Source organism: Paenibacillus sp. EKM301P (assembly GCF_011800295.1).
GTDB lineage: Bacteria > Bacillota > Bacilli > Paenibacillales > Paenibacillaceae > Paenibacillus > Paenibacillus polymyxa.
The window spans coordinates 132,938-158,477 of the sequence record NZ_JAALFM010000006.1 but is presented as its reverse complement, the minus strand read 5'-3'; the positions used below and the strand labels follow the sequence as shown (position 1 = coordinate 158,477).

Sequence of the window (25,540 nt, the reverse complement as noted above, 5' to 3'; positions counted from 1 at the left end):
TTACTTAGCCTCCCGCTTGCGGAAAGACATGGCCGTCAGGACGGACAGAATCATGAATAGACCAACGGTGATCACTAGGCCGGGCACAATTACGCCTCTATCCAAAAGTGGATCTTCTGAAAGAATAGCAAGCCCATTAGGCAGCACTTGAATGACGGCGCACATCAATCGAGCTGGAATAGCATAGGGTACCGCCCACCATATAGAAGACGTTGCGAACAAGATGGTGCAGGCTACATTGCCCAGCATGTTGATGATTAGGGTGGCAAACATGCCTATTCGGTCCGTTAGGAACAGGCAAAGTGGAATTTGCCACAAAAAGGTAACAAAAAGTATCAGAGTTGCAGCGACGCTTCCTGCTAGTGTCACGGAAGATGAGAATACGAATCCGCCAAGAGTTATCCCTACAAATAGGATAATAGATGAAACCATTAAGAGCCTTACGCAAACCCCGATTTTCCCGTACCATACCTGGGCCAAATCCACAGACATGCCGAGGATAGCACGGTATTTCAGCTTCTTGCCATCCTTTTGGATGACTCCTGAGCACATTAAGGTGAGAGCACCTGGTAGCAGCATGATATACCACCAGTTGTAGCTGGCGCTTTGGAACATATGTCCTCCCATGAGCCCGGTACATAGAAGAAGAGTAACGATGGGAGCCAGCCAGACTAGCTTTTTCGTGAAGGTGCGCTTTAATTTTAAATGTTCGGCTGCTATGTTTTGCTGCATGCTACTCACCTCCCTTTCGGTATTCCTGTGCAATCTGCATGAACAACGATTCCAGGTTTTGTCCTGGAGTGACCGCCTCTTGATAAGCTAATACGCCGCCAGCAATGATCCCAACATGGTCAACGATTTGTTCGACTTCGGATAGGATATGACTGGAAAGAATTACGGTAATTCCTTGCTTCGGGAAGGAGCGAATCAACTCGCGTTGCTCCTGAATACCAATGGGGTCTAGTCCGTTGGTTGGTTCATCTAAGATCAATAGCTTGGGATGATTGAGGAGAGCAATCGCAATGCCTAGCCGCTGTTTCATGCCCATCGAGAACTGGCCCGAGCGCTTTTTCCCGGTATGGGTCAAATCAACAATGTTCAGCACTTCATCAATCCGCGAGTCAGGTAGTCCAAGCAACGTTGTGCGAACCTTCAGGTTCTCTCTAGCTGTCAAATTCTCATAGAGGGGAGGAGCTTCGATCAGTGCACCGATCTGAGCCAGATCTTTTCGGGACCAGGGTTTTCCTTGAAATAAAATCTCACCGGCCGTGGGGCGTAGCATACCGGTTAACATTTTTAAAGTAGTTGATTTTCCTGCCCCATTCGGGCCGAGCAGACCATACACGGAATTCTCCTGAATAGACAATGTGACGTTGTTCACCGCCTGTTGTCGTCTGAAGGTTTTGCAGAGATTTTTAGTCTGTAAAATAATGTTATCCATATCAGTTCATCCTTTTCATTCGTTCTGACAATTACTTTACAGATCAATTCTAAGAACTTTATAAGGATTGAAATATTAATGTTTCAAACTTTATGCATTCATGCAGTATTCGCTATAATGGATACAGTGATTTAGGAAAGGGATGTATTCATGAAGAAGGTTATCGTAATCGGAGCAGGAATTCTGGGGGCATCGACAGCATACCAGTTAGCAAAAATGGGCGCTGATGTCATTCTTGTAGACCGCAAAGATAAAGGACAGGCGACAGATGCAGCTGCTGGCATTATCTGTCCCTGGCTATCACAGCGACGCAATCAGGCTTGGTACCAGCTAGCCAAAGCAGGCGCACGTTTTTACCCCGGGTTGATTGAAGAACTCAAAAGCGAGGGAGAAACAGAAACTGGCTATGCTCAAGTCGGGGCTCTCAGTATTCATGATGATTCGGAGAAAATTAAAAAAATGCAGGAACGGGCACGCTTACGACATACAGATGCACCAGAAATCGGCGAAATTACGCAACTAAATCAAAAGGAAACCCATGAACGTTTTCCCTTATTAGTAGATCACTATCATTCTGTTCATATTAGCGGTGCCGCTCGTATAGATGGTCGAGCGCTGCGTGATGCGTTGATCCGATCAGCCCAAAGAAATGGGGCAACCCTTATCCATGGGGATGCTGCGCTTCAGTATGATTCCGACCATGTAACCGGAGTAACGGTCGGCGCAAGCAGCTTCTCATCTGACGAAGTCATTGTTTGTGCAGGTGCATGGGCCAATCAACTGATGCTGCCGTTGGGCATTCGCTTTAAGGTTAGTTTTCAAAAGGCACAGATTATGCATTTGCAGGTTCCTGTCAAACAAGATACCGGCACCTGGCCTGTAATCATGCCGCCTACTGATCAATACTTGTTGGCGTTTGATCAACAGAAGATCGTAATTGGGGCAACTCACGAGAATGAAATCGAAGGCTACGATACAAGAGTAACAGCAGGCGGGATGCAGGAAATCCTAAATAAAGGTTTAGAGTTAGCACCTGATTTAGCAAATAGCACTTTTCAGGAGGTAAGAGTCGGTTTTCGTCCTTTTACCCCCGGTTTTCTACCGGTACTTGGAGCTGTCCCTGGCTGGAACGGTCTTATCGTTGCCAATGGGCTTGGAGCATCCGGGCTGACCATGGGTCCCTTCATTGGAGATCAACTGGCAAGATTAGCACTTGGGATGGCTTTGGATATTAACATCGATGATTACGATATTCGAAACGCTATTGATGAAAATTGACCTTTAATGTGGACAATAGTTGAAAAGCATAAGAAGCCGCCAGTATGGCAGATTCTAGCAAGCAATAAAAAAACAAAGGTCTAGTTAGCATAATACTAACTAGACCTTATTTGCCGAAAAACAACCATATATACTTATAAGTTGCCACTTATTTTGCAGTTAGAGAGAAGCTAATCCCTCTACACGTCATTCATCATGTCATTGAGATGCGAATTCTCCAACGATTGTGTTAGGGTTTGCATATTTTTCAAGTAGTCAATTTTATATATACAGGAGTAAATCACGTTTAATACATAGTCAAAGGCAATTTGCGACGAAAAAGTACCAATCTTGGCATGCTTTACTTCGTCATTAGGCACCTGGATACATATACTACTTCGTTTGGCCAACTCACTTTGATTGGTAGCTGTAATGGTGATAAAAGGGATATTCTCACGCGTAAAATGTCGTGCTGCTTTTAAAAAAATCGGTGACTTACCGTGGTAAGTTAAGAAAATAGCGCAATCCTCTGTAGTTAGATTAGCCGTATGATAAGCCCATTCAGACAGCTCTGTGGCTATAACCACGTATTTGTTGATTTTTACTAATTTATTCTGAAAACTTTTCGCTCGGATTTGTGAATCGCCTAACGCATATATAAAGATCCTGTTCGCTTGATCCAGCAACTGAGCCGTTTGTGACAGCAAGTTATCATCCATGAATGTAAAGTTTTTTTCAATCGTTTCCTTCATTAATTCTGCAATTTCTTTCGCCACTTGAAGTGGGGTTTCATCAATCCCGAATGGATAGTTAGGGTCAACATTGGATATATTCTGGGTATCTTGCTGAAATTCCCGAGCGAGTTTTATTATAAACTCCTTGAAGCCGGATAGCCCAAGTTTGTGAATTAATCGATTAATGGCGGAATGCGAAGTATACGTAGCTTTGGCAAGCTCCTGAATATTTAAGTGCAGAATCGCTTCCTTGTGGACCAAAATATAGGAAGCAATGCTTTTTTCGTTTGGTGTAAAGTTTTGCATTTCAGATAATTGCATCAGTATTTTCAACAGGTTCCCCCCGGTTCAATTGAACTAACGTTTTACAAAAGATACCAAATAAACATTTTGTTTAAAAACAAGCCGCCATGCTTACAAATATTCGGTTAAATGTACCATTTTGATGGCAAATTCTTTACGATTGACCTTCTTCTACTATAATAAATGAAAAAGAGCCTAGGGGGAATTAATATGCTTACTATCGGTTATATTGGGAATGGCAAAAGTACCAATCGGTATCATCTTCCTTTTTCATTGACCAGAGATCATTTGAACGTAAAGACGATCTACGCGCGTAATCCAGATAAAGGGGAGTGGGAGAAAACCCCAGGAGTTCAGTATACGGATCATCTTGATTCTCTAATGAACGATAAGGAAATTCAGTTGATTGTTGTCTGTACACCTGTAGAATCTCACTACACTTATGCGAAAATGGCACTCGACCACGGAAAAAATGTACTTGTCGAGAAACCCTTTATGTTAACGAAAGAAGAAGCTGTGTCCATCTTCCAATATGCCAAGGAGAAAAATCTGATTATACAGTGCTATCAGAATAGACGTTACGATTCGGATTTCCTCACTACAAAGAAGGTTATTGAATCAGGAAAACTCGGTGATTTGCTGGAGGTGGAAATGCATTTCGATTATTATCGCCCTGAAACCCCCAACTCCACCTCTCATTTTTCCAAATATAACAGTTACCTTTATGGACATGGCGCTCATACCATTGACCAGGTTCTTTCCTATTTTGGGAAGCCTGACACGATCCATTACGATGTGCGCCAATTGCTCGGTTCTGGAAGAATGAATGATTATTTTGATCTGGATTTTTATTATTCTTCACTCAAGGTATCCATCAAATCCAGCTTTTTTCGTTTAAAAGAGCGGCCGAGTTTTGTAGTATACGGCAAAAAAGGCGTTTTTATAAAGCAGACAAAGGATCGTCAGGAGGAGCATCTTAAATTATACTATCTGCCTAAGGGACACGCCGATTTCGGCATCGACCAGCCTGAGCATTATGGCATTTTAACGTACCTGGATGACGATGGAGAGTACCATGAAGAAAAAGTTGTTTCTGAAAAAGGAGATTATGCCCGAGTATATGACGATCTCTATCATTCGATCATACACGGCAAAGAAAAAGCGATTACAGATGAAGAAACAATAACTTCAATGGAAATACTTGAGAAGGGTATAGAGGAGTGTAACTAGAATGAAATTGGGAATTGTCGGAGCAGGAATGATTGTAGGGGATCTATTGAGCTTTATTCAGGAAATCCCGACTATCTTATTAAAGGCCATTTGTTCTAGACCTAGCCATGAGGAGAAATTACTAGATTGGCAACGTAAATATGGAATCTCTCAGATTTATTCGGATTACAGCAAAATCCTGATGAATAATGACGTTGATACTGTCTATATTGGGTTGCCTAATCATCTTCATTATTCATATGCCAAAGAAGCATTACTGAGTGGTAAACATGTCATTTGTGAGAAGCCGTTCACATCCAATTTGCATGAATTTCTAGAGCTAAAAGAAATTGCTCAGCAAAGAAAACTGGTATTGGTGGAAGCCATTACGAATCAATATTTGAAAAATTATTTTTCCATGAAGGAGTATCTGCCTAAGCTTGGTGAGATTAAAATAGTTGAATGCAACTATTCTCAATATTCATCTCGGTATGAGGCTTTTAAATCGGGAGTAATCCAGCCTGCGTTTAATCCAGAAATGTCTGGCGGAGCCTTGATGGATATCAATTTATACAATATTCATTTTGTTGTTGGCCTTTTCGGGAGCCCTAAGAAGGTAGAATATTTGGCGAACATGGAACGTGGAATTGATACTTCAGGCATACTGCTACTTGATTACGGCGATTTTAAGTGTGTTTGCATAGGTTCAAAAGACAGTACGGCACCCAATGCAGTGAACATTCAAGGCAATAAAGGCTATATACACATGGCGAGTTCAGCTAATATATGCGATTATTTTGAATACACTCCTAATAAGGAAATGCCCATCCGTGTGGATCTGAAGGATCATTCGCATCGTATGTATGACGAATTCGTTGAATTCGACCGTATCATCCGTGACAACGATTTGGAAAAGGTCTCGGATATGCTTGAACATAGCGAAAAGGTTATGAATGTCATTGAGGAGGCCAAACAGTCGGCGAATCTTGTGTTTGGTCCTGATAAACATAATCTTTAAAATACTTGTACCTAAAATTGAAGAAGCAACTCGCTTGAGCTGCTTCTGACTCATGGATGTGAGAGTAGCAGATAGATACGTCTGCTACTCTTTTTTCGCCCAGATTCACAATTTCCGGTCTAAAAGCATGCCAATTTGCTCGGCCATCTCGTCCGGTGGGAGAGGTTTTTCGTTCATAAACCACCACTCCATGATCCCCACTACAGCGGACGCTGCATAACGGACAACTACTTCTTTGTTTAATCCTCGATTTCTCTCTTCATTCATGTCGACCTCTTCCCGAAGTTCATCCATCATAAATTCAAGGAATTGAGTGCGGAAGTAAGGAGCGCCCTTACTCACCAGCATTGTGGAGAAAAATAAATAATTAGCCTCAAAATATTCAAACCAGATCATTTCGGCTTCTGTAAAGCTCAAATGGGCCGATTCATTGCACAATCTTCGGAGTTCATCAATATGTGTGGCGATCAGCTTATCCAGCAAATCATAGGACCTGGTCGTATTTTTCCCTCAATCGCTTGATGTCCGCTCTTGGGGGAGCACCGAACATGCGAGAGTATTCACGGCTAAATTGGGAAGAACTCTCGTAACCAATCCTGTAAGCGACATCCGCGGCATCCGCCGATTCAGCCATTAAGATACGACGGGCTTCCTGAAGTCTCAGCTGTTTCTGAAACTGGATCGGGCTCATGGAGGTTACTTCTTTAAAATGCCGATGGAATGAGGAAATGCTCATACTGGCGGTCTCTGCAAGATCTTCGATCCGAAAAGACTGATCCCAATGTTGAACAATATAGTCGATAGCTTCCCGGATTCGATAGGTGCTGCTTCCTTCGACCGCAATCTGAGCCAATTCGGCTCCATAGGGGCCCTGAAGGAGTCTGTACAGAATCTCTTTTGTGTAGAGTGGGGCGAGAAACGGGATTTCTTCTGGAGTATCCAGCAGGCGGGCAAGTCTAAGCACAGCATCCTGAATAGACGGTTCCATTCGGCCGACGAATAAGGCACGTTTGGCGTTTTCTTTTAATTTGACCTGGATTTTAGAATCGTTCAGTACCTCAAGGATCTGATTATGGGTAAATTCGAGCTTGAGACTTAGGTAAGGAGATCCTGGAGAAGCTTTTATAATTTGACCGATCACTGGCAGATGCATAGACGCGATCAGATAATCGGAAGGTCCATATTTGAAATTTTCCTGTGCCAGCAAAATTTCTTTCAAACCTTGAACAACAAAACAAAAGGAAGGTTTGTAAACCCGGTAAACAGGCTCGGTTTTGCTGGAATGCTGATAGAAAAAAAGGGAAGGAATTGCTGTTTCCCTCGAACTATTTTGAAGTGAGTGACGCTCGATCAAACTGGTGAGCTCTTTTTGTTGTTCAAGAATGTTCGCCGACATTCAAATCCTCCTTGCGAGTTTGTCTTGCTCCATTATAAAACGCAACTGCCTGTAACAAAAGTAGTGGTGATAGGATCAGGCAATCAATTAAGACAAATGAGATAACGCTTTGCTTCTTCTGTTTGGCATAATAAAACTAAACTCACAGAATCAAGCAAGGAGGTGGATAACGGAATAGGAAGTGGGTTCAAGATAACGGCATTTAACAAGAACAATTTTCAACAGAGGGAGAAGATGAATCATTTGAATCGTTGGTTTAGGAACTTATTGGTTCAAAGGCTTATCACATTAATAGAGTTTGAAGAGCATGAAGGTTTCAAACAATTATATAATAGTTCTCTTGACAGAATCGTAAGCCAATTAACTAAACAAAGATAATTAACATCTATAATTACCAACTCACTTGCTCGATAAAGATAAAATTGTATTAAAGGAAGGGGAATTCATGATGCAAAAGCGTAAATTGGGAAATAGCGGTCTGGAAGTTTCTGCGATGGGACTTGGATGCATGGGAATGAGCTACGGTTATGGCCCAGCTTCTGATCCAAAGAAAATGATCTCAGTCATTCGGGAAGCAGTCGAGCGCGGCGTAACTTTCTTTGATACCGCCGAAGTATACGGACCTTATACGAATGAGGAACTTTTAGGCGAAGCGCTTCTTCCTGTTCGCGACCAAGTCGTGATTGCCACGAAATTCGGCTTCCATATTCAGGATGGCAAGCAGTTCGGTATGAACAGTCGCCCTGAGCATATCAAGAAAGTTGCCGAAGCATCGCTTAAACGTCTCAAGATTGAAGCCATCGATCTGTATTATCAGCACCGGGTCGATCCAGATGTGCCAATTGAAGAGGTAGCGGGAGCCGTGCAAGATCTGATCCGAGAAGGAAAGGTGAAGCACTGGGGATTATCTGAAGCAGGAGTCCAGACGATCCGTCGAGCACACGCCGTTCAGTCGCTCACTGCAATTCAGAGTGAATATTCTCTGTGGTGGAGACGTCCAGAAGAGGAACTCCTTCCTGCGCTTGAAGAGCTCGGCATTGGCTTCGTTCCGTTCAGTCCTTTGGGCAAGGGTTACCTAACGGGGAGTTTTAACGCAGACACGACATTCAGTCATGGTGATTTGCGCAATATTCTTCCGCGTTTTACTTCAGAAGCGCTAGAGACCAATCAGGTGCTGGTGGACCTGCTTAAAGAGATGGCTGAGCAGTTAAAGGCAACACCAGCCCAAGTTGCACTCGCCTGGCTGCTTGCCCAAAAGCCGTGGATCGTTCCGATTCCGGGCACGCGGAAATTGAGTCGTTTGGAAGAAAATCTAGGTGCCGTGACCCTTCAGCTTACGTCTGAAGATGTGCGGAACATTAGCAACGCAGCTTCACAAATCACATTGATGGGCGCGAGATATACAGAGGAGTTGGAGAGAAGAACAGGTCTGTGATTTAATTGTTCAAGTCTTTCGTAGCTATCAGTATGGATTGAAGGAAACCCTTATTTTCAGAGAGTTGTACCGGGTAAAATCATCGAATTTACACGAAAATGATTTCACCCGGTACGATATGTTTAAGAGGAAGTCTCTTTAGTTAAAGTGAATAATTGAGATGAAAAATCACATTTCTCCGCAATATTAAAATCCTGGTCAGCCTGATAAGGCGGGGTGAGTATAAGTCCGATGTTCATTAACTCGCTGCCTGTAAAACGACGGTCCAGTTCTTCCACGAAATATACTGCCTTTTCGTCCAGTCCGATGAGCTTTAGCCTTGAATAAGCTGCATTGGGGCGCGAGAGCACCTGGTACCAGCCGACGAGAGCATGCTCACGTTCTGCATCAATAGTCATCCAAGCTGTCTCATTTTTTTCAAAAGGACTTAGCAGACGATAAAACGTTCCCTGGGTAACTAATCGTTGGTGACGTTTATACAATTGTATTTGCTTTTTGATTATACTGCACTCTTCCTCGGTCAAGGCCAAGGGATCAAGTTCATAACCGAATACACCGAAGTAGGCGACATTTGATCTGGTTTGTAGCGGTGCAGTTCTGCCTACCTGGTGGTTCGGAATGGTTGACACATGAGCACCCATGCTGCTAAGCGGATAGGCCATGGAAGTGCCATACTGAATCTTAAGACGTTCAATAGCTTCGCTATCGTCGCTCGTCCATGTTTGCGGAGCATAATAAAGCATCCCTGGATCAAACCGTCCCCCACCGGAAGCACAGGACTCAAACAAAATCTCAGGGTATTTGGTAATCAGCTTCTCATATAAAGCATATACGCCTAGAACGTAACGGTGAAAAAACTCGCCCTGTCTTTCCTTGCCAAGAGATAATGAATAGGCTTCTGAAATGCAGCGATTCATATCCCATTTTACATATTCGATGTGAGCAGAAGAAAGTACGTCATCCATTAACTTAAACAGGTAATCCACAACAGGCGGTTGGGAATAATCAAGAACATACTGATGCCGTCCATGCTTGCGTTTACGCCCGGGTGTTCCCACAACCCAGTCTGGATGTTCCCTCATAATATGAGAGTCGGAGTTAACCATTTCCGGCTCGAACCAAAGACCGAATTTCATACCGAGCTCATTGATCTTCTTTGCCAAATTCGAGATTCCGTTCGGTAGCTTTTCACGATTTTCAAACCAGTCACCGAGTGAGGAAGTATCATTGTTTCTTTGACCGAACCAACCGTCATCCAAGACAAAGAGCTCAATCCCTAGTTCACTTGCTTTTTTAGCCATATCCACTATTTTCTTCTCGGTAAAATCAAAGTAGGTTCCCTCCCAGTTATTGATTAATACAGGTCGTTCCCGTTCGGCCCAGCTACTACGAATTAAGTGTTTATTGTATAGGCGATGGAACGCCTGGCTCATTCCGTTCAAACCGTTCTGTGAGTAGACCATAACTGCTTCGGGCGAATAAAAACATTCTCCAGGCTTCAGAGTCCAGCAGAATTTGTCAGGATGAATACCGAGGCTCAGTCGGGTAGTTGAGTAGCTGTCCACTTCCGCCTGGGCAAGAAAGTTTCCACTGTAGACGAGATTAACTGCATATACTTCTCCTTGGTGTTCCTGAGACCCCGGTTTGGCAAGCGCCATGAATGGATTGTGAATATGACTACTAATTCCTCGTGTGCTCCCAATGGACTGAACACCTGGTCTGAGTGGTGTACGCTCCACATGTCGTTCCCTACCCCATGCCCCCGACAAATGAACAAATTCATATTCGGAGTCAGGAAGATCGAGGCTCATGCTCATTAGACGGTTGACTCTCAGAGTACTATTTCCGGAGTTCGTTATGGATACGGATCTCGTGATTACAGGCAGTTCACTGAAGATGGTGTAAGCAAGTACGGCAACCGCCCCTGTAAGGGAATCGGTCAGCGTGATCAGGAGTGTCTCTGCTTCATCTGCTTCCTTACAAAACGTAGCAGGGAGATGGGGGATTTTAGGTTTCCCCGTGATGACCTCGTAACGGTCAAATATGAACTCCATTATATGAGAACCATCCTCCTGCATGATCTCAACTGCTGGTTCTCTAAAGTCTCCACTTCCCGAAGAAGGAAATTCCTGCTTAATGCTTTCCAATGATGTTACCAAGTCGCCATCAAACTCACCGACAGACACAGAGCGGTAGCTTCGTTCAATAAAACGGTCATATTGACCTAGGTACTCCATTTTTTTGCCATAATATAAATGCTCCAATTGCCCGTTCTCCATGACACGGAAAAGATAACTGCAGTATTTGTTCGTTAAGTGAAATGTACGTTCCTTTGGGTTAACTTGTATACTAGCCATGTACATAGCTCCTTTCAAAATATAACAGACCTGTTGAAAGCGTTATTATTGAACTCAGCATAACAAAGCCAGGGATAGAAAATACATTACTTTTTTTAAGCGTATTATGGGAAAAACAAAGAATCTTCCAAAGGGGATTTATAGTTAGGTTCAACCTTATTTCTTGTTATTTGTCATCCTTAACTTATGCTATAGTGATAAATTAACAAACATAGATTCTATGTTGGGAAAAGTACGAGGAAGGTGCGAATGGACCAGAATATGATTTTCAGGATTTGGATACACATCCCAGTTCAGAGCTTAAAAATATATTGGATCTGATTCTATATAATTGTGGGAGAAGCACATATAGGGAACAACTTCTTTGGTTTTACTATATAAATCTATAAAAATATTATTAGTATTTGAAAGCGGTTTTTTTTGCTATCGTAAAATTGTTGTTTTTTTCCTGCATGGTATTTTTAACGATTGTAGGAAAAATACTTTTTGCGGGAGGAGAACGGCACGTGGATTTTATAACTGCTTTTATTCCAGCTGTCGGCTGGGGAGTCATGCCGATATTGGCGTATATGACTAAAGCCAGTCCCCGAGAACAGCTGACAGGTACTGTTATTGGTGCTGTGTTGTTTGCTCTGTGCTTGTATATCATTCAGCCAGCCTCATTAGCACCGATTCCTTTTGGGATAAGTTTTATATCCGGTATTTTCTGGGCCGCTGGACAATTGCTCCAGTTTCGATCTTTCCAAAAAGTAAGCGTATCGATCGCCATTCCTGTCATTTGCGGTCTACAGTTGTTAGGGACGACGTTATTTGCTGCACTTATCTTGGGTGAATGGATAACAGGTTACCAATATGGGATGGGTGTTGGTTCTCTTCTATGTATTTTGGCGGGAGTTCTATTGACCAGCTATCAGGGCAAGTCTGCTGGGCTGTCTAAGCCTTTGCGATTAGGAATTATCATGATGCTGTTTTGCTCCGGGTTAGCGTTAAGCAGTTATGTAGTTATCAATCAGTACTTTAATATATCTGGGTTGTCCATCATTCTGCCGCAATCGCTCGGGATGTTATGCTCGGCCATAGTCATGAATCTGAAAGGCAAACATCGGCTGCGATTCTCTCCAGTACTTCGCAATTTGTCTACAGGATTGGTTTGGAGCATTGCTAATCTAGCACTATTTATTTCCAACGGTTTGATCGGCATGGCGGCTAGTTTTCCGATCTCTCAAGCGAGCATTGCGATTGCTTGTGTCGGTAGCATTTTAATATTTAAGGAAAAGAAAAGTTCTCAGGAATGGATAGCTATACTTGTGGGAATTACGGTGCTGATGATAGGAGTAGGAATGATCAGCCTGCTTAAGCCCTAGAGAGAATTTGTGGAGAAAAAAGCTTATATATCCATAGGGCACGTTTTTCGGGATTGACAGAGATATAGCAGCATGAGAAAATGTACGCGCGTACATAAAATGATTGGAGGTGGGAAATATCGTTTCGCGCAAGGAAGTAGCAGAACTCGCTGGCGTGTCTGAAGCGACGGTGTCTCGAGTATTGAACGCGACCGGTCCTATTAAGGAAGATACGCGGAAAAGGGTCCTGGACGTTGCCAATCAACTTGGATATGTTCCCAGTGCATTGGCCCGCAACTTTGCCCGAAGCAAGAGTGGCCATCTTGGTGTGGTTATGCCTTATGTCCCGAAGGCGCATCTGTTCTCTGCTTATTTTTTCTCTGAGATGCTGAGCGGCATCGGCAATAAAGCCAGAGACAGCGGGCTCGATCTACTACTATTATTCCGAAAACCGGGGGAACGGATGGACTACAGCAGTCTTTTCCGTCAGCAGAAGGTCGACAGTTGTATCATCCTTGGAGCAAGGGATGACCACGATGAGGTGGAGGCTCTGAAGAGACTTCAGCAAGAGGGGCGACCGTTCTGTGTCATGAATCACCATTTCGAAGGGCAGTCGTTCTGTGAAGTGGATGCAGACCATGTAGAAGGAAGCCGAGCGGCCGTTAGTCATCTCATTGAGCAGGGGTGCAAGCGGATAGCCTTTCTCAACGGTCCGGATATCTATTCCAACAGTACGGAGCGCTTGAAGGGTTATCTCATCGCGCTTCAGGAGGCCGGTATTGAATATGACTATGAGCTGATTCTGCAAGGCAATTACAGTCGTCGAAGCGGGCTCGAAGCGTCGGCTACCATCGCAGACAAATTAGATGATATTGATGCCGTATTTGCGGCGAACGACCGGATGGCCCTCGGCGTAATGCAGGGTCTCCGTGAGCGCGGACTGGCAATTGACCAGTTCCCAGCATTTGTGGGCTATGACGATTCGGATGCGGCTGAGATGGCTGTTCCCCCACTAAGCAGTGTTCGTGTTCCTTTTTATGAGATGGGGGAGCTTGCAGCCTCGAAGCTTATACCCGATTCTCAGGACCACATTCCGGCTCTGGAACTGACTGCGACTGGGTGCGACTCAATAAGAGAACTTCTGTCCACAGAGCTGATTATCAGGGCGTCATCCATTCGTCAATAACACCATTCATCAATAATTCGTTGAAACTCATACCTATAAGGAGGATCACGACATGTCTAATCGTCTTCGTATTGGAATGGTTGGCTACAAATTTATGGGCAAGGCTCACAGCAACGCTTACCGTAGTCTACCTATGTTCTTCCCAGATGCCCCGCTGCAGCCAGAGATGTCCGTCATCTGTGGACGTAACGAGCAGGGGGTTCAGGCGGCTGCCCGCCAGTTCGGCTGGACCGAGAGTGTTACGGATTGGCGTGATCTAGTGAAACGTAACGATATTGATCTCATTGACATTAACGCCCCGAGTAATGCTCATAAGGAAATTGTTATCGAGGCTGCCCTCCATGGCAAGCATCTGTTTTGTGAGAAGCCGCTTGCGCTTTCACTGGCAGATTCCCGTGACATGTTGCAGGCAGCAGAGAAAGCAGGAGTCAACCATATGATTGGCTTCAACTACCGCTTTTCTCCGGCTGTCCAGCTGGCGAAGCAGCTCGTCGAAAGCGGTCGCCTAGGCAAAATCTATCATTTCCGTGCGTTTTTCCTTCAAGACTGGATCATGGACCCGTCCTTTCCGCTGGTATGGCGGTTGCAAAAAGAAGTGGCCGGTTCTGGCTCTCATGGAGACCTTGGCGCCCATCTGATTGATCTCGCTCGGTTTCTGGTCGGCGAGTTCGACGAAGTTATCGGCATGAGCGAGACGTTCATCAAACAGCGTCCGCTGGCTATGGAGATGAGCGGATTGAGCTCCAAAAGGAGTACCGAGGCCAATGCACCAATGAGAGAAGTGACGGTCGATGATGCCACGCTGTTCCTAGCACGCTTTGCTGGAGGTGCGCTGGGCAGCTTCGAGGCCACACGCTTTGCTGCCGGACATCGGAGTACAAATTCATTCGAAATCAACGGTAGTCTAGGCAGTGTACGGTTTGACTTTGAGCGGATGAATGAACTGGAAGTGTATTTCACACAGGATGAGGAAGACGTTCAGGGCTTCCGCCGAGTGCTCGCCACCGATCCAGCACACAAATATTCCGAAGCCTGGTGGCCTGCAGGACATACAATTGGATTTGAGCATACCTTCACCCACGAGATGCTTGAGATGTTGAGTGCCATCTCCGAAGGACGGCAACCTTCGCCGAATTTCCACGACGGGGTCGCTTGTCAGGCTGTGCTTGAAGCAGTAGAACGATCTATAAAGGAACGTCGCTGGGTATCCATTGAAGAAATGTAGTATAACAACACATTCCGAAAGGTGAGTGGATTATAGATGCGCAAGGCACTGATTGTATGGGGTGGATGGAACGGACATGAGCCCGAGCAGGTGGCGGCTATTTTTGAACGCATTTTAAAGGAAGAACAGTTCGAGGTGGAGGTGTCTAATACCCTTGATGCCTACCAGGATGCGGAGAAACTGCTTGGCCTGGACCTGATCATTCCAATGTGGACTATGGGCCAGATCGAGCAGGAACTAGTCAATAATGTCTCAGCAGCGGTTCAAAGCGGTGTAGGTCTGGCAGGCTGTCACGGTGGCATGTGTGATGCCTTTCGGAACAACGTGGACTGGCAGTTCATGACAGGCGGGCAATGGGTTGCTCATCCCGGTAATGATGGAGTGGAGTATATGGTGAACATAAAGCGTGGCTCCAGCCCGCTGCTGGACCATATTGAGGATTTTCAGGTCAAAAGCGAGCAGTACTACCTCCATGTAGACCCTGCAGTTGAGGTGCTGGCAACCACACGCTTCCCGGTCGTACCAGGACCTCATTCGGCTAATGGGCCGGTGGATATGCCTGTTGTATGGACAAAGCGGTGGGGAAGCGGACGCGTATTCTACAATTCGCTAGGTCATCACGCAGATATTATAGATATACCTCAAGTGACCGAGATGATGCGCAGCGGGTTCCTGTGGACCGCGGCAGGCAAACAGGCAGCGACCAGCTACGGTAGCTTGCTGGCAGAGGCATACACGGGTATGGCAGACAACCAGCAGCAGTAGCGCGAACAGGATGGTATCCGATGTAATAAAAGAACGCCATTATCCATTTTTTCTCAAGGAGAAGGGAGTCCAGCATGAACAAAATGAAAGTAGGCATTATCGGATGTGGTAAAATTAGCGGAATTTACATGGAAAATTGCCATCGTTTCGACATTCTGGAGCTGTTCGCAGTAGCGGATCTGGACCAAGGTCGAGCAGAGGAGCAGGCGATAGCGTTCAACGTTCCGAACGTATATACAGTAGATGAGATTTTAGCTGACCCGCAGATCGAACTTATCATTAATTTGACCATACCGGCCGTTCACGCCGAGGTGTGTCTCAGAGCTCTTGCGGCTGGCAAGCATGTCTATGTGGAGAAGCCACTTGCCGTCACCCGTGAGCAGGGCCAGGCTGTCTTGGATCTTGCTCGTCAAAAAGGACTACTTGTTGGCTGCGCACCGGAAACTTTCTTCGGTTCCGGTATACAGACATCATTGAAGCTGATTGAGGACGGTGTCATTGGGAATCCAGTAGCTGCTACAGCTTTCATGATGAGCCGTGGGCATGAACATTGGCATCCCGATCCTGAATTTTATTATGCAGTCGGCGGCGGGCCGATGTTTGATATGGGCCCTTATTACTTGACGGCTCTGGTACAACTGCTGGGACCGATTACTGCTATTTCGGGCATGACCAGCAAGGCGATGGATCAGCGAACGATTACGAGCGAGAAAAAGAAAGGCCAGACCATCCCGGTCGATATTCCGACCCATGTAGCCGGATTGTTGCGCTTCAAGCAAGGAGCTGTCGGTACGCTGATTACCAGCTTTGACATCTTTGGTGGAAGCACTCTGCCACCGATCGAGGTGTATGGTACGCATGGCACGCTACAGGTGCCTGACCCGAACACGTTCGGAGGACCAGTTCGCTATAGACTGTTAGGCGAACAAGAATGGACAGAGGCACCGCTGCTGCCGGGATACAAGGAGAATACACGGGGTATCGGTGTTGCCGATATGGCCTATGCTCTCCGTAGCGGACGGCCTCACCGCGCTAGCGGGGAACTGGCCTACCATGTGCTGGAAGCGATGTGGGCGTTCCATGACTCTTCCGATCAAGAGACCTTTTATACGATGCAGAGCACCTGTCAGCGCCCGTCGGCTTTACCGGAAAACCTGCCCTTGTATACATTAGATGTGTAAACGAGTATCAGTCTGAAGCTGACCTGCAGCATACAAGAATTATAAGACTGGAGGGCTGTCCCAGAAGTCGGTCTGGGATTTGCACATTCTGCTTTGACTATTTATTACTTAAAAAAGAAGGCTCCAGCCCCGATTTGACTGCGGCTTAGGAGTCTTCTTAGTTAACTTTCAAGACATCATGCTACAATCATTTCGAGCCTTGAACAAGATTTTTATGCTATAAAAAATAACATCACTACTGCGAGTAATGCGCTAGAACGGACCTTATAGCTTGATTAGTTCTGTAATTTCGCTCTAATATAAAAGAAACATCAGCTGGACATCATTGTATTCTTAATACGGTGGCGCTGTGAATGTATTCTTGATAATTCAAGAAAAATATCAGATCAATTTCAATTTTTGAAGAGGGTGAAAATATGTGTAGATATGCAATGTACGGTCCATACAAAGATATCTTTGCCTGCTTTACTTGTAGGAAGGTGTATAAGCAAACATCCCGCTTTGAGATGCCAAAGGATGAATATGAGCGGCTTGTACATGTCTGTCCGCAATGCCAGACGCCCATGCATGACATGGGTCATGATTTTCAGGCTCCGAAGCAAACGGATATCAAGCAGTGGAAAAAGGTAGAGCTTTTGTATCGAAACGGATACTCTTACCATTCCTGTGGGTGTGGCGGTCCTGGGTACAGACCTTCCCGGTTGCAAGATGTTCCTGAATTTCTGAAGGAACACCGAAGGTTTGAGAATGAGGGAGAGGCATTACTGCATCGAATTTTGCAGAGTTAGTTGAATCGTGCCCATAACAAACATCGGCTATTCGTAGTATTTTCATAAGGAGGTCATCATGAGAAATTGTGCGCTTTACAGCTCAACCTTTGATCTGGATCAGGTTGAGAGACTATTAAAGTCGATTTATCCCAACAACAAGATACACGTGAATGAAAGCAAAACTAAGTTTGAGGTCAAAAGCCGGGGCTGGTTTAGTAGAAAGATCAAAGGATTTAACATAATGACCAGCAAAACGAATCCGGAGGAGTTTGCCTCCATGCTTAACGGAATGATAAACTTTTTTAGTCAAATTCCTGCTGAAAACGAACAGTTGCAGCAAAAGCTGTTGATCAAAATGAGTACGCTGAATATGGTGATTGGTGTGGAGACTGAGGAGGATATATCTGAAGCCTTTTTTGCCGAATTACTTGATATCATAAATTCGCTGGATGGACTGATGTTCCGGGGTGGCGGTGATTTGCTTGCACCTGACGGAAGTCTGCTACTAGATGTGAATGGACGTTCGGAAGTGGAAGATTATACAGTGACTGCTCATGTTAGTTATTTGTACGGAGAGGATCAAATTAGCGAATCCGGGATGGAGCGAAAGCTGCAGTCAGAAAAGATATTGCTCGATCAAGGCTTTACGCAAATGCCGCCGATCCCAGGAAGGCTAGGAGATGAAGCCGCAGACAGCATCCGTTCCCTTAAGGAAGTGGCTGGCCGTGCCGTTGCTTTGTGTATTGTAGCCCTGAAAGGCGAGTGTATCGGTGCGGGCGAAAGCATGGATGATACGAATCGAATGATAAATCAAGTGACTGATCAGTATGGCGCGGACTGTTTCTTTTCACCAGAAGAGAAGAGGTTCCTATCCAATGAGTATGACGATGAGTCAGAGGGTGTCCAGTTCTCCTGGCGTTATGAAGGCTTTTGGACTCTGTTATGGGCTTTGGGCCATCTTGAGAAGCTAGGTGACCCAACTGGTATTTGCGACGTGCCATTGTCTGTTTCAAAGTTGCAGCAATTTGACTCATTTGAGGCTTTTCTGTCAAGCTCAAGGCTGCGCAGTAGCAAGGAAATTTTAGATGAAGCCGATTTAATCTGTCGTTACGACTGGATGTGTGTGGATAGCCGTATTCATAAACAGCCAGCCCCTGGAAATCTGGATGATGGTGTAGTGTATGAACGTCATCGTGTGCTAAAATGGCTCACTGGTTACATGGGACAGGATTGGGATGATGTGCGCACAGATACATAATAGGAAGCGTAAGAAAGCAACAATCCTCTACCAAATAGGTAGAGGATTGTTTGTTTGGTGTGGGGCACTTTACTTAAAATTCATGACGTTGACCGTAAATTCGCAATTCACTGATCTCAAACATCGTACTTTGCGGCTCGATTATCGCCAGCTTGAAAAAGCGGAAAGGGGTGTTTTTATACTCATTCCTCACGTAAAGCCGTTGCTTTTCTTCGGTTCGTACAGTGAGCTGATCCGTCAAACGGGTCCAATTCTTCTCATCATTCGAGCCAAACACGGCAAGACCGGAGATCCGCTCGGGAAAGCTTCTTCTGCCTTGGACATCGAAAACATGCGCATTGATTTTAAACTTACTTCCAAAGTCAAGGGTATGGTACTGATTCGAAGCCAATCCGTAAGCGACATAACTGTTGTCATTATGATCCGTGAGACTTGATAAATAATTGCCGAAGGAAGACGTAGATAGCATCTTCACAAAGTTGAGGCTTCCATCCTGCAAATTGATATTTAGAAGCTCTAATCCTTCTACTGCCTCACGAACGGTTTGCAATTTGGCATAAAACGCTGCATCTGTATCCGTTGCAATATGATTGATAACGTCTGTATATGCATTTGTGTAAGTCGCAAGGGAGGCTGACACATAATTCTCAGCCGAATTATATCCGGTGGTAGCTGCAGTAACAGCAGATGGTCGGTCAGCTGTCACCTCAATTTTTACATGTTTCGTAGCTAATGAGGTCCCGTCGCTGGCCACGATGGTAAAAGAACTTGTTCCGATTTGCGTAGGAGTCCAAGTGAAGGCGCCGGTGTGGGCATCCAAGATGGCGCCCTTAGGCCCATCTGCCATTTCATAGGTAATGATACCTGAAGCGCTCGAATCCGTAGCCGAAAAATCTGCGTTGATCGTTCCGCCTGTATACATAAATAAGTTCAGTGTGGATGATCCGGAGGCAAACGCTGGAACGGACAACTGGCTACCCGCCAGGACATGGAAGTGATCCAGGTCTACCTGGGCACCGTTTCCCTTTACCTTCATATACATAAGACTATAGTTTTCATCCATCTGAGCATATGAAACTCTGTCGATGGACATATCAAAGGTGACATATCTCCATTGTCCTTTTGTATCCGGCAGCGAAATCGTATGGAAAGGAACAGAGTTTTTTTCTTTACTTAGTTCAAGAGTTGCGATTCCTTGGGTCCTGATTTTCAAGCCGATGAGTTTGGTGGAGGTTCGCTGACCGAAGGAAAGATTCAAAGGTACAATAGTGCTGCCCTCGTCCGTTGCTGTAATTTCCACATAGGAAATTGTACCTTCCTGCTTGGTTGTCGAACGGCTGTCAAGAGCTGTGTATCGGTCTTCAATTTCTACTACAGCATCACTTGTCATTTCCTTCGGGACATTATTTGACCCCTCCAAAACGGCTGCCGGAGGAATATACAACCAGAAATCACCGCCACCGTCTGGACTCTCCCATGCTTTGGATAGTGTACCTTTGTAATAATAATTTGGTGGGATACGTTTTCTAAACGCTTCATAAAAGTACGGCGCCTTCTCTGAGAGATTGACTCCTTTGCTGTAAGTATAATAGTAGTATATGTCCCAAAACTGGGCGGTGTTCATTCTACCTCTATAAAAATCGGATATCGTCCTATAGATGCCCATTGGGTTACCATTCGCATCCATGGTATAAACCACTGGGGTCCAAGGGGTATCATATCCCAACATGTATTGCCAAAAATAATTGGCTGCCGTCAGAATTCGGTGATCCAGAAAATCAAAAATATCCACCGCATTCGGAGCATTTGAGACCGTGCCTTTTACCGGATCTATTTTTGTACCTTGGGCAAGAAGCATTCGGGAAATAATCGCTGCATTTGTAATGTCTCCCGCGCCGTGAGCCTGGTCCCTGCCCATTTCCACGTGCTGGATGACCGGTTTATCCAGTTTCTCTCCCGTTACAGAATTGGTGTCAACTAGACGAAATAGTTGTTTAATTGAGCCGTTAATTCCTTGATCTGTTGCCGTTTTGTTCACAGTAAACCATTCTACAGCCTCTTCATATCTATCGGTGTTGTCTGTAAAAATATATCCTGCCATAGCTCCCAGCAGGGGATAAGTGTGTTGGTTCATGAAATGATTGTTATCGTGAAGAAACGTTTCCGTAACCGGAATAATGAGATTGTTGCTGAAATTGGCCGTATCCTGGTCCGTCCACCTCAAGGATTCCGTCTTGCAACTGGAGTACCGCAATATCTCTGCGGCTGTTACCATCCGGTTCAGCGGAATCCCAGTATGAATGTGAGCATCGGTGAAATAGGTGTATTTCGCAGGGTCCATTTGGGACCAAATGCGAATAATGCGCATAGCATTAGCCCGGTAGATTTCATCGCCTGAAATATAATATAGCAGTGCTTGTGTATACGCTTTCAAACCATCGGATATAAATCGCGAGTTAAAACTCTGGCTGTTAAAAGCATCACTGGCCGGTTTCGTTGGTTCCATAGGATTTTGGTTGCTTGATGTAATCGACTTTGAGGTGGTTGACGATACCAACATGGCCTTATAATACGAATACCAGGGTTCCTGCTTCGCCATAATTTGTGCCCGCATGTTTTCAAGAATGTCCTTGGTTACTCCGATCCCGGGATGCAGAAATCCGTTGTTGGTTGTTTCCATAATTTCTACAGCATCGGTTGCCTTCGGCAGTTCCATTGTAGACACCGAAGCAGATGCTGGCGACCAAGGTATACATATGGCGGCAAAAATTAGGGCAGAAAAAAGGGCTGTCATTCGTCTCCACATACTCATTTGGTATAGTTTATACATTCTGTTCAGAAAATCTCCTCCTTTGCTGTTTATTCAAGAAACACAATAGCAGAATGGAGAAGGAGAGGTATGCTGTTTTTTTTAGAGAAATATGCATAAAAACTAGTGAATTCCAACAACACATGCAACTATTGGCTGAAGTCCACAACTGGAGTAGAGGCCAGCATATTCAAACAATTGGTTAAAAAAACCACACATAAAGATGCAATAAGTTCATTTATATGTTTTCATTCGCATGATATTTTATGAAACAAAAATAGGGTTTAAGAACATACAAACAAGTAATAAGCTCAAGCAAGGAGGACTTATTCATGAAAACTATTAAATTATTGCTTGCAGACGATGAACCTGTCATATTACGCGGCTTAAAAAAACTGATTTCCTGGAAAGAGCTTGGGATTACCATTGTTGGTGAAGCTAATGATGGGAAAGAACTCCGCGATCTAATACGTATACATGAACCTCACCTCATTATCAGCGATATTAGCATGCCAGGTGGAAGCGGCATTGATATTATTTCAGAATTGAATGAACAAGGATTCCATGCCAAAGTTATTTTTATCAGCGCTTTTCAAGAATTCGTCTATGCCCGTCAAGCTATTCAGTTAGGAGCGCTGGATTATCTGGTAAAACCTATAAATAAAAATCAGCTCGAAAAGGTAATAGCAAAGGCAGCCTCAATCCTCCGGGAAGAATCCAACGGTGAGCGCAATAAAGAGATGTTGACTTATTACGAAAAAAAGAATCGCTTGACAACAATAGAACAGCTGCTTGACGGGTTGTTGGATGGGGAACAAAAGACACTCACCGCACTCACACAAATGGGAGCCATAGCGATAAGCCGATTGACTACCGTGTGTGTGCTGGAGATTGATGAGAATACCAACAGCTCACAGTGGGAGGAGCGGGAACGCAATCTAGTAAACTTTGCCTTATCCAATATCATTAGAGAGACATTAGATCAGGAACTGAACGCGGGCAACGGATTGCTGGTTCAGAAAGAAGGGGGCTTTGCACTTCTAATCCAACATGAACAGAGAGAATACCCCCTTCAACTGGCCACTGACCTTCACCATAAAATTAACAGCTATTTAAAATTGAGCGTTTCGTGCGGCATAGGGCTCAGTGTAACGAGGATTGAAGAAACTACGAAATCCTATCGCTCTGCTTTGAAAGCGCTTAAAATAAATTATTTTATAGGAATGAATCAAGTCATTCGGTATGGAGACGAGCTCACGAGGGTCCAGCCAGAGAATAGAACCATTACAGAGCTTCAATCTGATTTGGTCAAAGCGCTGATTAACCAGCAGAAGGAACAGCTTCAACTACTGATAGAGCAGTTACTTGAGCAGATCAGGATTCAAACCGGGGAGAATAAGAACTTGGCCATTTCGGGGGTTTACAACTCTATCTTGACCATCAATCAGGAGCTTACAGAGATCGGGGGAGGAATGGAATACATTAGTAGCAAGCAAGGAGCCCTACTGGAAAGACTGGCGCCTTGTCCTTCCTACGCCGATGTTGCTCATGTTATTGAGGAGATTTTATCGGAAATGCTGCAGCAGCTTGCAAGCAAGCTGACAAGAAAAGAAAGTGCATTGCTTATCAAGATTAAGACCTATATCGAAGAGCATTATGCAAGCAATATAACGCTGGAGTCCATGGCTGCTCTTTTTTATATGAACTCTTACTATTTTAGCAGCTTTTTCAAGAAGCATACCGGCCAAAATTTTAAAAACCACGTCACTGATGTGCGAATGAAACATGCCCTCAAGCTGCTTATAGAGAGTGATCTGATGGTGTACGAAATTGCCGAGCAAGTAGGATATAACAATGTGAGGCATTTCAGCGATATGTTCAAGAAAAAGTTCGGCAAGGTGCCGCAAGAGTATCGGCAATCCTTCCGCCAACCACAATCATAATGAAGTAGGTGCTCCTTCATGCGTTCATGGATACCGATACCTAAAAGTATATTCGTTAAATTCTCTGCTTCTTTTATTTTGGTTGGGCTTATTCCTTTATTCGCACTTAGTTTCTTTTCCGTTCAGATTTTCTCAGGCTATGTGGAGCGATATACAACCAGCAACTTACAGCAAATGGTGATGTACATGAGCTACAATATTAATTCTGCCTTCCAGCAGTACAATGATATTTCGAAGCTTATGTATAACGTTCGTTATGAAGGGTTATCAGAAAATATACGTCGGAACCAAACCTATAATGTCAATGAACTAGAGCAGATTAATTCAACTCCTATCGACTCATTTTTGAAAACCGTACTATATAGCGACCCTTATATTACAGGCGCTTATTTTGTGCGGGAAGCCGACGAGAAAATCTATTACCAAGAAAGGGAGAATAGGGGGCTTAGAAGCGAATTCCTCCCTTTCCGTCAGTGGAGAGAGAAAATGAGCAGCCAGCCTTCGAAGGTGGCTATCTTCCCAACTCATCAGGACCAATATTTTCCCGGTGCAAGGCGTGACGTTTTCACTATAGCGCGAAATTTGATCGATACTTCAGGCTCTCTCAAGCATGAACATAAAGTGGTGGGTACGCTGTTTCTGGATATCGATAAGTCTATGTTTAATCGGTTTTTAAGTGAGCTTTACCTTGGAGACCAAGATGAACTGGTACTGATCGATGGCAAGGATGATATTTACTTCGGTCATTTAGATGCCAGGTTGAATGAAAAATTATTATTGAATTCTAATAAAAATGAAATGCTTGTGTTGCAGGAGGAAATCCCCTTTCTAAACGGTAGGCTGATTGCTGGCATTCATCGCGAGGGGTTGTTTGATCAGCTTTTTTCCGCGAGGGCTACCGTGTATATTGCGATTCTGATCTGCTCGTTAGTGCTGATTATTATGGGTACCTGGTTCTCCCGCCGTCTCGCTTCGCCCATCCAAAATCTGATACAGCAAATGGCTGTCGTGGAATCTGGAAAATTGGACATGAACCTCCCAGTGAACAGCAACGATGAAATGGGCAGATTGACCCAAGGCTTTAACCGGATGGTCGAACGTCTTCAAGCACACATTGATGAGGCCTATGTGGCTCAAATCAAGCAGAAACAGACTGAGCTGAATGCACTAAAAAGCCAAATCAGACCTCATTATCTCTACAATACTTTAGAAGTTATACGGATGAATGCAGTGGATAAGGAGGCTGATGAGGTCGCTGATATGATTCACTCCTTGGCCAATCAATTGAAATACGTCATTGATTACGGTGAAGACCGTGTAATTCTATCCAGAGAGCTTGAACACCTGCATGATTATTTCTATATTATTTCGGTCCGTTATGAGAACAGATATACACTCCGCTGTGATATTTCTCAGGATGTTCAAATGGATTGGCCGATCTTAAAATTATCCTTGCAGCCAATCGTAGAAAACGCAATCCAGCACGGGCTACGAATGAAGAAAAGAGGTACTGTCGCGATCACTGTGGAAAAGTGGGAAACAAATCTGGCGATAACGATTTACGATGATGGTGTAGGCATGGATAAAGCGACTTTGGCGCGTATAACTGAAATCCTGAATAAGCCTGATGCTCTCAGCAGATCCGTTGGTTTAAAAAATGTGCACGAGCGAGTACGTTCCATGTACGGAGAACAATATGGGCTATCCGTAAGCAGTCATGAAAATATTGGAACGTCTGTGCTGCTCTGTTTCCCTATCCCTGAAAAGTAAAGCCTGCATCAAGAGCGGATGACTCGTCCGTTCTTTTTTCATTCTTAAATTCCCCCCATATGAGGCTTAAAAAAGTTCATACAAGTAAAAACCAGCCAATGTTATTCTAAATAACGAAAGCGCTTACTTATGTGACACAG

20 protein-coding genes are annotated in these 25,540 nt (G+C 44.5%); 13 read left to right on the top strand and 7 right to left on the bottom strand.

Features of this window, described 5'->3' with window-relative positions; genetic code table 11:
- Positions 1-732, bottom strand: a complete 732-nt coding sequence (locus tag HFD99_RS16300; RefSeq protein WP_025364955.1) for a lantibiotic immunity ABC transporter MutE/EpiE family permease subunit — start codon at positions 730-732, stop codon at positions 1-3.
- 1 nt (position 733) lies between these two features.
- Positions 734-1,441, bottom strand: coding sequence for a lantibiotic protection ABC transporter ATP-binding protein (locus HFD99_RS16295; RefSeq protein WP_019687342.1), 708 nt, complete (start codon positions 1,439-1,441; stop codon positions 734-736).
- A gap of 150 nt (positions 1,442-1,591) precedes the next feature.
- Here HFD99_RS16295 and HFD99_RS16290 point away from each other — a divergent pair, with 150 nt between their 5' ends.
- Positions 1,592-2,719, top strand: a complete 1,128-nt coding sequence (locus tag HFD99_RS16290; protein WP_016820819.1) for an NAD(P)/FAD-dependent oxidoreductase — start codon at positions 1,592-1,594, stop codon at positions 2,717-2,719.
- Between the two features lie 179 nt (positions 2,720-2,898).
- Here the strand turns inward: HFD99_RS16290 and HFD99_RS16285 are convergent, their stop codons facing one another.
- Positions 2,899-3,765 carry a MurR/RpiR family transcriptional regulator gene (locus HFD99_RS16285; RefSeq protein WP_016820820.1) on the bottom strand — a complete coding sequence of 289 codons (867 nt, stop codon included), beginning with the start codon at positions 3,763-3,765 and terminating at the stop codon, positions 2,899-2,901.
- A 180-nt stretch (positions 3,766-3,945) separates the two neighbouring features.
- Here HFD99_RS16285 and HFD99_RS16280 point away from each other — a divergent pair, with 180 nt between their 5' ends.
- Positions 3,946-4,965, top strand: coding sequence for a Gfo/Idh/MocA family oxidoreductase (locus tag HFD99_RS16280; RefSeq protein WP_019687338.1), 1,020 nt, complete (start codon positions 3,946-3,948; stop codon positions 4,963-4,965).
- Between the two features lies 1 nt (position 4,966).
- Complete coding sequence (locus HFD99_RS16275; RefSeq protein ID WP_123797254.1) at positions 4,967-5,962, top strand: Gfo/Idh/MocA family protein; 996 nt, start codon at positions 4,967-4,969, stop codon at positions 5,960-5,962.
- 105 nt (positions 5,963-6,067) lie between these two features.
- Here HFD99_RS16275 and HFD99_RS16270 read toward each other — a convergent pair whose 3' ends face one another.
- On the bottom strand, positions 6,068-6,445 hold the full coding sequence (locus HFD99_RS16270) for a TetR-like C-terminal domain-containing protein (RefSeq protein WP_019687336.1): 378 nt from the start codon (positions 6,443-6,445) through the stop codon (positions 6,068-6,070).
- A 1-nt stretch (position 6,446) separates the two neighbouring features.
- The gene (locus HFD99_RS16265) at positions 6,447-7,358 is read right to left on the bottom strand and encodes an AraC family transcriptional regulator (protein ID WP_123797253.1); all 912 of its coding nucleotides are present in this window, start codon (positions 7,356-7,358) and stop codon (positions 6,447-6,449) included.
- 448 nt (positions 7,359-7,806) lie between these two features.
- Between HFD99_RS16265 and HFD99_RS16260 the strand changes: the two genes are divergently transcribed.
- Complete coding sequence (locus HFD99_RS16260; protein WP_045244610.1) at positions 7,807-8,793, top strand: aldo/keto reductase; 987 nt, start codon at positions 7,807-7,809, stop codon at positions 8,791-8,793.
- A gap of 122 nt (positions 8,794-8,915) precedes the next feature.
- Here HFD99_RS16260 and HFD99_RS16255 read toward each other — a convergent pair whose 3' ends face one another.
- Positions 8,916-11,150 (bottom strand): alpha-galactosidase, encoded by a 2,235-nt coding sequence (locus HFD99_RS16255; RefSeq protein WP_123797252.1) that lies wholly within the window; start codon positions 11,148-11,150, stop codon positions 8,916-8,918.
- A 506-nt stretch (positions 11,151-11,656) separates the two neighbouring features.
- Here HFD99_RS16255 and HFD99_RS16250 point away from each other — a divergent pair.
- From HFD99_RS16250 to HFD99_RS16215, 7 genes are all read left to right on the top strand, one after another.
- A complete protein-coding gene (locus HFD99_RS16250) occupies positions 11,657-12,514 on the top strand; it encodes a GRP family sugar transporter (RefSeq protein ID WP_123797251.1) in 858 nt (285 codons plus the stop codon).
- Between the two features lie 103 nt (positions 12,515-12,617).
- The gene (locus HFD99_RS16245; RefSeq protein ID WP_031461509.1) at positions 12,618-13,679 is read left to right on the top strand and encodes a LacI family DNA-binding transcriptional regulator; all 1,062 of its coding nucleotides are present in this window, start codon (positions 12,618-12,620) and stop codon (positions 13,677-13,679) included.
- Between the two features lie 52 nt (positions 13,680-13,731).
- On the top strand, positions 13,732-14,904 hold the full coding sequence (locus HFD99_RS16240) for a Gfo/Idh/MocA family protein (RefSeq protein ID WP_031461508.1): 1,173 nt from the start codon (positions 13,732-13,734) through the stop codon (positions 14,902-14,904).
- A gap of 36 nt (positions 14,905-14,940) precedes the next feature.
- On the top strand, positions 14,941-15,669 hold the full coding sequence (locus HFD99_RS16235; RefSeq protein WP_017426987.1) for a ThuA domain-containing protein: 729 nt from the start codon (positions 14,941-14,943) through the stop codon (positions 15,667-15,669).
- A 74-nt stretch (positions 15,670-15,743) separates the two neighbouring features.
- Positions 15,744-16,850, top strand: a complete 1,107-nt coding sequence (locus HFD99_RS16230) for a Gfo/Idh/MocA family protein (RefSeq protein ID WP_031461507.1) — start codon at positions 15,744-15,746, stop codon at positions 16,848-16,850.
- Between the two features lie 416 nt (positions 16,851-17,266).
- Positions 17,267-17,638 carry a hypothetical protein gene (locus tag HFD99_RS16220; RefSeq protein ID WP_025364944.1) on the top strand — a complete coding sequence of 124 codons (372 nt, stop codon included), beginning with the start codon at positions 17,267-17,269 and terminating at the stop codon, positions 17,636-17,638.
- A 58-nt stretch (positions 17,639-17,696) separates the two neighbouring features.
- Positions 17,697-18,878 (top strand): DUF4272 domain-containing protein, encoded by a 1,182-nt coding sequence (locus tag HFD99_RS16215; protein ID WP_031461506.1) that lies wholly within the window; start codon positions 17,697-17,699, stop codon positions 18,876-18,878.
- Positions 18,879-18,951: 73 nt separating this feature from the next.
- Here HFD99_RS16215 and HFD99_RS16210 read toward each other — a convergent pair whose 3' ends face one another.
- Entirely contained in the window at positions 18,952-21,708 is a 2,757-nt protein-coding gene (locus tag HFD99_RS16210; protein WP_225164759.1) for an Ig domain-containing protein, read from the bottom strand.
- Positions 21,709-22,019: 311 nt separating this feature from the next.
- Here HFD99_RS16210 and HFD99_RS16205 point away from each other — a divergent pair, with 311 nt between their 5' ends.
- Positions 22,020-23,630, top strand: a complete 1,611-nt coding sequence (locus tag HFD99_RS16205) for a response regulator (protein ID WP_167440952.1) — start codon at positions 22,020-22,022, stop codon at positions 23,628-23,630.
- Positions 23,631-23,648: 18 nt separating this feature from the next.
- Positions 23,649-25,400: a cache domain-containing sensor histidine kinase gene (locus HFD99_RS16200; RefSeq protein WP_123797245.1), complete on the top strand. Its 1,752-nt coding sequence runs from the start codon at positions 23,649-23,651 to the stop codon at positions 25,398-25,400.
- Positions 25,401-25,540 lie beyond the last annotated feature (140 nt).